We start from the raw sequence: 7,265 nt of genomic DNA on the forward strand, positions 1-7,265 counted from the left end.
ATGTTCGGTAAATTAACCCTGGAGGCGATACCCTATCACGAGCCGATAGTCATGGTGACACTCGCCATGATCGCGCTCGGTGGTATCGCTGTCGTCGGTGCTGTCACCTACTTCCGCAAGTGGTCCTACTTGTGGACTGAGTGGTTGACGACTGTCGACCACAAGAAAATCGGGGTGATGTACATCATCGTCGCGATGGTCATGCTGCTGCGCGGCTTTGCCGACGCCATCATGATGCGTACCCAGCTGGCTGCCGCTACCGGTGGCTCCGAAGGCTACCTGCCGCCTGAACACTATGACCAGATCTTCACCGCTCACGGTGTGATCATGATCATCTTCATGGCGATGCCGTTCTTCACCGGCCTGATGAACCTCGCGGTTCCTCTGCAGATCGGTGCACGTGACGTTGCCTTCCCGTTCCTGAACTCCCTGAGCTTCTACCTGCTGCTGGCAGGCGTGCTGCTGGTGAACATCTCGCTGGGCGTTGGTGAATTCGCCAAGACCGGTTGGGTTGCCTATCCGCCGCTGGCGGGCATCCAGTACAGCCCTGGGGTGGGTGTCGACTATTACATCTGGGCGCTACAGCTCTCAGGGTTGGGTACGACGCTAACGGGTGTGAACTTCCTCGTCACCGTGATGAAGATGCGCGCACCTGGCATGAAGCTGATGGACATGCCGATCTTCACCTGGACCTGCACCTGGGCCAACGTGCTGATCGTCGCTTCCTTCCCGATTCTGACCGCTGCACTGGCACTGCTGACCGTTGACCGTTATCTGGACTTCCACATTTTCACCAACGAGCTTGGTGGGAACCCGATGATGTACGTCAACCTGTTCTGGGCCTGGGGTCACCCTGAGGTTTACATCCTGATCCTGCCGGCCTTCGGCGTGTTCTCGGAAGTGACCTCGACGTTTGCCGGCAAGCGCCTGTTTGGCCACCACGCGATGATCTACGCATCGGGTGCCATTGCAATTCTGGGCTTTGCGGTCTGGCTGCACCACTTCTTCACCATGGGTGCCGGCGCCAGCGTCAACACCTTCTTCGGCCTGGCGACGATGCTGATCTCCATTCCGACCGGTGTGAAGCTGTTCAACTGGCTGTTCACCATCTACCAGGGCCGCCTGCGCTTCACCGCGCCGATTCTCTGGACCCTGGGCTTCATGATCACCTTCTCGATCGGTGGCATGACCGGCGTTCTGCTGGCCGTTCCAGGTGCTGACTTCGTGCTGCACAACAGCCTGTTCGTGATCGCTCACTTCCACAACGTGATCATCGGTGGTGCGGTATTCGGCTACATCGCCGGCTTCGCCTACTGGTTCCCGAAAGCCTTTGGTTTCACCCTGAACGAGAAGTGGGGCAAAGCTGCCTTCTGGTTCTGGATCTCGGGCTTCTACGTTGCGTTCATGCCGCTGTATGCCCTGGGCTTCATGGGTATGACCCGTCGTCTGAACCACTCCGACAACCCGCTGTGGGAACCCTACCTGTACGTAGCCGTTGTCGGCGCCGTGCTGATCCTGTTCGGTATCGCCTGCCAGCTGATCCAGCTGTACGTATCGGTTCGCGACCGTCACCAGAACATGGACGTCACCGGCGACCCATGGGGCGGCCGTACGCTGGAATGGTCGACTTCGTCGCCACCTCCGTTCTACAACTTCGCCCACATGCCTGAGAAGGTTGGCCTGGACGCCTGGCACGAAGCCAAGGAAGACGGTGTTGCCTACAAGGTGCCGGCCAAGTACGAAGCGATCCACATGCCGAGCAACACCTCTACCGGTTTGTTCATGGGCTTGTTCCTGACCATCTTCGGCTTCGCGTTCATCTGGCACATCTGGTGGCTGGTCGGCGCAAGCCTGGTTGCAACCATCGCTGTCTTCGTTCGCCACGCTGCGCGTGACGACCAGGGCTTCATGGTTCCGGCCGAAGAAGTGGCGCGCATCGAAGGCGAGCGCATGCAAGCGCTGGCCAAAGCAGGTGCTCTGCCTGCCGGCGCACGTGTCGAATCGTTTGAGCGGGTGTAATCAATGTCCAGTCAAGTAATGCACGGTGCTCATGGTCATGACCATGGGCACGACGATCACCATCACGACTCGGGCCAGATGACCGTACTGGGCTTCTGGCTGTACCTGATGACCGACTGCATCCTGTTTGCGTCGCTCTTCGCCACCTACGCGGTGCTGTCCGGCAGTTTTGCCGGCGGCCCGTCGGGTCATGACATCTTCCAGCTCGATTTCGTAGCGGTAGAAACGCTGTTCCTGCTGCTGTCCTCGATCACCTTCGGCTTCGCCATGCTGAAGATGTTCGCCGGCAGCAAGTCGGGCGTACTGGGCTGGTTGGCTGTGACCTTCCTGTTCGGTGCAGGCTTCATCGCGATGGAAATCTATGAGTTCCATCACCTGATCGGCGAGGGCTTCGGCCCGCAGCGCAGCGGTTTCCTGTCGGGCTTCTTCGCCCTGGTAGGTACCCACGGCCTGCACGTGACTGCCGGCCTGATCTGGATGGCAATCATGATGTACCAGATCAACAAGCACGGCATCACGCCGACCGCCAAGACCCGCATGAGCTGCCTGAGCCTGTTCTGGCACTTCCTGGACGTGGTCTGGATCTGCGTATTCACCGTCGTCTACCTGCTGGGAGTTCTGTAATGGCTAACGCACACGACACTCATCACGAGGGTGGCCACGGCAGCGTGAAGTCGTACATGATCGGCTTCGTCCTGTCGATCATCCTGACCGCGATTCCGTTCGGCCTGGTGATGTACCCAAGCCTGCCGAAGAACCTGACCGTTCTGATCGTTGTGGCCATGGCCGTGATCCAGGTTGTTGTACACCTTGTATACTTCCTGCACATGGACCGCTCGAAAGAGCAGCGCAACAACGTATCAACGTTCCTGTTCACCACGTTGGTGATCGCACTGCTGGTTGGCCTGTCGCTGTGGATCATGTTCAGCATCCACTTCGAAATGCTGGCCAAGTGAGGTAAGACTGCATGTCCGTTAAGCACTTTATCCAAATCACCAAACCGGGGATCATTTTCGGTAACGTGCTTTCCGTGGCAGGCGGTTTCTTCCTTGCCGCGAAGGGCCATGTGGACTTCGCCCTGCTCCTGGCGGTCATTGTGGGCACTTCTCTGGTTGTGGCGTCCGGTTGTGTGTTCAACAACTGCATCGACCGCGACATCGACCAGAAGATGGAGCGCACCAAGAACCGCGTCATGGTCCAGGGCGGCATGTCGCTGCCCCTCGCGCTGATTTACGCCACCCTGCTCGGGGTGGCGGGTTTCAGCTTGCTGTACGTTCAGGCCAACCCTCTGTCCGCGTTCTGCGCGCTGGTTGGTTTTGTGGTGTACGTCGGCTTCTACAGCCTGTGGCTCAAGCGCAAGTCGGTGCACGGCACCCTGGTTGGCAGCCTGTCCGGTGCCATGCCTCCGGTGATCGGTTACTGCGCCGTGAGCAACAGCTTCGACCTGGCTGCGGTCACCCTGCTGGTGATGTTCAGCCTGTGGCAGATGCCACACAGCTTCGCCATCGCCATCTTCCGCTTCAAGGACTACAGCGCCGCCAACATTCCGGTACTGCCGGTGGCGCGCGGTGTGCTTGCGGCGAAGAAGCAGATCGTGCTGTACGTGCTGGCCTTCCTGCTGGCCACGTTGATGCTTACCCTGGGCGGCTACGCCGGCCTCGCTTATCTGGCTGTTGCTGCTGGCATGGGCCTGTACTGGCTGTACATGGCCTGGGGTGGCTACAAGGCTGAGGATGACAGCAAGTGGGCCCGCAAGGTATTTGGCTTCTCCATTCTCACTGTCATGGCCTTGAGCTTGATGATGGGGGTGGACAGCCAGACTGCGGCCGATGTGCTGATGACTTACGCACGCTGAAATTGCTGCCTGCTTCACGAAAAGCCCCGGCCTTTGTGCCGGGGTTTTTTATTTCAGTCATAAGCCGGTGGTTGCAATCACTCTCCCTTGATTTTCCAACAATGCGTCTAAATAAATAATAAAAAACAGGGTATTGCCCTTTACAGGTAGCCCATATCGGCACTATCTTCTGTTTCAGGCCGCCCCATGCGGCCAACGTCGCTCGGACGGTTCCGGGCGCTTACGTCTCAGAGGAAGCCATGGCCAACCCAGGTTCGCCGCGCCGTTTTGCGCGCATTGATCGTCTCCCCCCCTACGTCTTCAACATCACTGCCGAACTCAAGATGGCTGCCCGCCGCCGCGGCGAGGACATCATCGACCTCAGCATGGGCAACCCTGACGGTGCCACCCCCCCGCATATCGTGGAGAAACTGGTACAGGTCGCCCAGCGTGAGGACACCCATGGCTATTCCACCTCCCGCGGCATCCCGCGGCTGCGCCGGGCCATTTCCAACTGGTACAAGGAACGCTACGAGGTCGATATCGACCCCGAAGACGAAGCCATCGTCACCATTGGTTCCAAAGAGGGCCTTGCCCACCTGATGCTGGCCACGCTCGACCAGGGCGACACGGTGCTGGTGCCCAACCCCAGCTACCCCATCCACATCTACGGGGCGGTTATTGCCGGTGCGCAGGTGCGCTCCGTGCCGTTGGTGCCGGGGGTGGACTTCTTCAACGAGCTGGAACGGGCCATCCGCGAGTCGATCCCCAAGCCCAAGATGATGATCCTGGGTTTCCCGTCCAACCCGACCGCCCAGTGCGTGGAGCTGGACTTCTTCGAGCGGGTGGTGGCCCTGGCCAAGCAGTACGGGGTGCTGGTGGTGCATGACCTGGCCTATGCCGACATCGTCTACGACGGCTGGAAGGCCCCGTCGATCATGCAGGTGCCGGGCGCCAAGGACGTTGCAGTGGAGTTTTTCACGCTGTCCAAGAGCTACAACATGGCCGGCTGGCGTATCGGCTTCATGGTCGGCAACCCGGAACTGGTCAACGCCCTGGCGCGCATCAAGAGCTACCACGACTACGGCACCTTCACCCCCCTGCAGGTAGCGGCCATTGCCGCGTTGGAAGGTGACCAGCAGTGTGTGCGTGACATCGCCGAGCAGTACCGCCAGCGCCGCAACCTGCTGGTGAAGGGGCTGCACGAGCTGGGCTGGATGGTCGAGAACCCCAAGGCGTCGATGTACGTGTGGGCCAAGATCCCGCCGCAGTATGCGCACCTGGGGTCGCTGGAGTTTGCCAAGAAACTGTTGGCCGAGGCCAAGGTGTGCGTGTCGCCGGGTATCGGTTTTGGCGACTACGGTGACGATCATGTGCGCTTCGCGCTGATCGAGAACCAGGACCGCATTCGCCAGGCCATACGCGGCATCCGCCAGATGTTCCGTGCCGACAGCGCGCCTCGCGCGTAAAGCCCTCGGGGCCGCATCGCGGCCCCACTAAGACCTACGGGATTCGCTTCCGCCTGCTCCCCGCATGCTGCCGCCTCTATCTTGACCACTCATTTCTCCCCACAGAGACCCTCCAATGAGTGTATTTACCGCCTACTTCTGCGGCACCGGCTCGCACCGCTTCGACGACGCAAACCCCAACTTCTGGAATGGAGAACTGGTTTCAACGCTGGCCAACAATGACCAGGGCCGCGAGTTCGCCCACTGGATCGCCGTGGACGGCCCCGGCAGCGGCAACCTTCAGGATGACCAACTGTTCGTTGAGCCCGGCGGCTACTTCAACTGGACCGGCCAGTTGTTCGGGCGTGGCTGGGAGGAGAACGTCAACCATGTGCTGCAGGTGATCAAGGGCGAAAGCAACTGGCAACGCACCAAGCTCAGCGAAGCCGACTACGAGCGGCTGAAAAATGCCGGCGTACCGGTGCCCGAGGTGGCCTCCACGGCATCCTGGTTCTGGCGCACCTACGATTATGGCGACCGCCACCCGACGCCCCAGGAACTTCAGGAGCGCATCATCGGTATGTTCCGCAAGCCGCGCCTGCCCACCCAGGTCAACCTGGTGGGCTGGAGCCGTGGCGGCATCAGCTGCCACATGCTGGCCAATGCCATGGCTCAGGACCCCGTGCTGCGGGACATCCCGGTGAACATCTTTGCCATCGACCCGGTGCCGGGCGTGGGGAACGTTCAGCGTGAACGGGTTGCCTTGGGCAGCAATGTGCGCGAGTACGTGGGGTTCTACTCCAGGGACGAGCGCTCCAAAGGATTTGCCTGCGTGGTCCCGTAGGTGGAGGAGGGGACACGGATCTGCATCTACCCTATGCCAGGGCGCCATGCCACGCTGGTGGGCAATGCCTCCATCGACGGCGCGGGGGTGGGCAAGCTGCTGGTGGAGCCAGGGCTGATCGTGCGGCATTACGCCGAGGTGTGCCTGGCGCGCTGGGGGGTTGAGCTTGCCGGCCGGCTGGGGCTCAGCGATGCCCAGGTGATGGGGTACCACCAGGCGATCGCTGCGCGTGAGGGCCAGTACCAGGACATGCGCCGGGTGTCTTACACCGTGATCACCGAGGGCAGCCAGCACGACCGGCTGGTGCACGAGGGGAGCAGGCAGACGGGTTTCAGCCAGGTGTGCGGCGATGGCTACGAGCCCACTGCGGGCCTAGGGCTGCAGCAGTGTGACGTGAATACCTACAAGGCGCTGTGCTGAGTGCCCGCGCGACAGGGCCTGCCCCTGTCGCCACGCAGGGATGGCGATGGACGGCGATTATTTTTGCATTCCCCCTCTATTCAGCCACCCCTGCTTGGACTGAGAATGGCGCCGCGGGCTCAGCCCGATAACAACAACCTTCCCTCCGTGCCATCATGTCCGAATATAACCCTTGCCTTGACTGCGGCGCTTGCTGCGGGTACTTCCGTGTGTCCTTCTTCTGGGGTGAGTGCCAGTCTTCCGGTGGCCTTGTGCCGGACGACCTGGTGGTGCAGATCAACCCCACCCGCGTCGCCATGATCGGCACCGATGCCAAGCCGTGCCGCTGCATCAGCCTGAAAGGCGAGATCGGGCAGGAGGTGGCGTGCACCATCTATGAAAACCGCTCCAGCCCTTGCCGTGAGTTCGATGCGTCCTGGGAGGGTGGCGTGCACAACCCCAGCTGCGACGCAGCGCGAGCGGCCTACGGCCTGCCCCCATTGACCCCGCCTGGGGCCAACGAGCCGCACTGGCCGGATGATGGGGCTGAGGTGGCTTGAGGCTGAGGTGGCCAGTTCGCACGTGACCCCATGCAAATCCGTCTCTGGCCGGTCATCCTTGCTGCACTTCGGCAGGCACTAAAAGCGTCGTGTACGCTGGCACAGGCCACATTGGCCCGAAACAAACGTAGGAGCGAGCAAAGCTCGCGATGCGCCGCGCG

6 protein-coding genes and 1 pseudogene are annotated in these 7,265 nt (G+C 61.0%); all 7 read left to right on the plus strand.

Annotated features, from left to right (window positions below; translation table 11 throughout):
• Entirely contained in the window at positions 1-2,019 is a 2,019-nt protein-coding gene (gene cyoB / locus IAE33_RS12840; RefSeq protein ID WP_028631621.1) for a cytochrome o ubiquinol oxidase subunit I, read from the plus strand.
• A 3-nt stretch (positions 2,020-2,022) separates the two neighbouring features.
• On the plus strand, positions 2,023-2,643 hold the full coding sequence (cyoC, locus tag IAE33_RS12845; protein ID WP_028631620.1) for a cytochrome o ubiquinol oxidase subunit III: 621 nt from the start codon (positions 2,023-2,025) through the stop codon (positions 2,641-2,643).
• Entirely contained in the window at positions 2,643-2,975 is a 333-nt protein-coding gene (cyoD, locus tag IAE33_RS12850; protein ID WP_028631619.1) for a cytochrome o ubiquinol oxidase subunit IV, read from the plus strand. Before cyoC ends, cyoD begins: the two co-directional genes overlap by 1 nt.
• An 11-nt stretch (positions 2,976-2,986) precedes the next feature.
• Positions 2,987-3,874, plus strand: coding sequence for a heme o synthase (cyoE, locus tag IAE33_RS12855; RefSeq protein ID WP_028631618.1), 888 nt, complete (start codon positions 2,987-2,989; stop codon positions 3,872-3,874).
• A gap of 239 nt (positions 3,875-4,113) precedes the next feature.
• Positions 4,114-5,322, plus strand: coding sequence for an alanine transaminase (gene alaC / locus IAE33_RS12860; RefSeq protein ID WP_028631617.1), 1,209 nt, complete (start codon positions 4,114-4,116; stop codon positions 5,320-5,322).
• Between the two features lie 115 nt (positions 5,323-5,437).
• Positions 5,438-6,565, plus strand: a pseudogene (locus IAE33_RS12865) (hypothetical protein).
• A gap of 155 nt (positions 6,566-6,720) precedes the next feature.
• Complete coding sequence (locus IAE33_RS12870) at positions 6,721-7,104, plus strand: YkgJ family cysteine cluster protein (protein ID WP_028631615.1); 384 nt, start codon at positions 6,721-6,723, stop codon at positions 7,102-7,104.
• The last annotated feature ends 161 nt before the right edge of the window (positions 7,105-7,265 follow it).

It is taken from the genome of Pseudomonas sp. S60 (genome assembly GCF_016647865.1).
Taxonomy (GTDB): Bacteria; Pseudomonadota; Gammaproteobacteria; order Pseudomonadales; family Pseudomonadaceae; genus Aquipseudomonas; species Aquipseudomonas parafulva.

Coding starts and splice junctions, on each gene's coding strand:
- cyoC (WP_028631620.1), top strand. CDS start 2,023: ATGTCCAGTCAAGTAATGCACGGTGCTCATGGTCATGACCATGGGCAC.
- cyoD (WP_028631619.1), top strand. CDS start 2,643: ATGGCTAACGCACACGACACTCATCACGAGGGTGGCCACGGCAGCGTG.
- IAE33_RS12870 (WP_028631615.1), top strand. CDS start 6,721: ATGTCCGAATATAACCCTTGCCTTGACTGCGGCGCTTGCTGCGGGTAC.
- cyoE (WP_028631618.1), top strand. CDS start 2,987: ATGTCCGTTAAGCACTTTATCCAAATCACCAAACCGGGGATCATTTTC.
- alaC (WP_028631617.1), top strand. CDS start 4,114: ATGGCCAACCCAGGTTCGCCGCGCCGTTTTGCGCGCATTGATCGTCTC.
- cyoB (WP_028631621.1), top strand. CDS start 1: ATGTTCGGTAAATTAACCCTGGAGGCGATACCCTATCACGAGCCGATA.